The sequence below is a fragment of the Pseudovibrio sp. POLY-S9 genome, assembly GCF_001431305.1.
Taxonomy (GTDB): domain Bacteria; phylum Pseudomonadota; class Alphaproteobacteria; order Rhizobiales; family Stappiaceae; genus Pseudovibrio.
Genome location: NZ_LCWX01000212.1, coordinates 36,592 through 37,769, shown reverse-complemented (window position 1 = coordinate 37,769; position 1,178 = coordinate 36,592). Strand labels below are relative to the sequence as shown.

The 1,178-nt window shown below is 44.9% G+C and carries 1 protein-coding gene; it reads right to left on the bottom strand.

The features are described 5' to 3' along the window. On the bottom strand, window positions 1-1,096 hold a 1,096-nt coding region (locus PPL9_RS21145; RefSeq protein ID WP_280139070.1), incomplete at its 3' end, for a calcium-binding protein. Window positions 1,097-1,178 lie beyond the last annotated feature (82 nt).

Below are 1,178 nucleotides of genomic sequence, written 5' to 3'. Positions count from 1 at the left end.
AAAAGTCAGTGATCATATCATACCCAAAGTTAGAGCTTTCAAAAACGAAAACATCTGAGCCCCCCCCCCCTGAGATAGTGTCATTGCCACGGCCACCAATTAAAGTGTCATTACCACCATAACCGAAGATTTCATTGTCATTAGCATCACCTGTTATGTGGTCGCTGTGTTTATCACTTCCCATAACGTTTTCGATCGAAACATAAGTATCTCCCTCAGCATCTCCTGTGTTCTTAGTCTGATCAATTAAGTTTACAGTGACTGCAGAGGTTGACCAACGATAGCGTGCGGTGTCATTTCCAGCCCCGCCGTCAAGATAGTCAGCACCAGTGCCATAAGCATTGAGCCAATCATCACCTGCCCCACCTTCGAGGTGATCATCACCACTAAAACCAAAGAGCCCGTTGTTGCCGTCGTCTCCTACGATTACATCATCATAATGAGATCCGAAAACGGTGGTGATGTTTGTTAGTTGGTCGCCTTCAGCGTAGCCACCAGACACTACTCCAGAGTCCAGATTGACAGAAACACTTGCGGTCGACAGAAGATAGTTAATGATATTGACACCTTCTAAACCGTCAATGTCATCAGCACCGGGACTACCATAGATTTCATCTCTACCTGACGTACCAATGAAAACATCGTCTCCATCAGTCCCATAGAATTTTACTCGTCCATCGCTTTGAATGGCTATTTTTGACAGCGACGTACCGTCAGCAAGTTCAATTCGCTCAAAGGGGGATGAATTATTGCTCCAGTTCTTGACTGTCAGAACATTCGAAATTTCGTCCAGGGCTTGGCTCGGGTTCGCTGCATCAGTTAGGTAAATCCGGAGGTTATCATCCGTGACACCAAATTTAAGATCGTTTAGTGTTATATCATCAATGAACTTAATTGCATCGACACCTGATACATCAGACAGGCTATCACGCCCAAATGCACGTTCAAATACATATGTATCATCGCCCGCCCCGCCAATAAGTTCATCATCACCATCTCGCCCAAAGATCAAATCAGACGATGAAGTCCCGATAAAATCATCATTACCATTTGTCAAAAATGCAAGTCTACCCTCTATTCCATCATCAGCGAACACAAGACGTTCGATTGAGTTCTGCCAGTTTTGGATCCTTAGGTAGTCGGAAAGATTATATATCTCCTCCCCTGGGGAGGCTGGA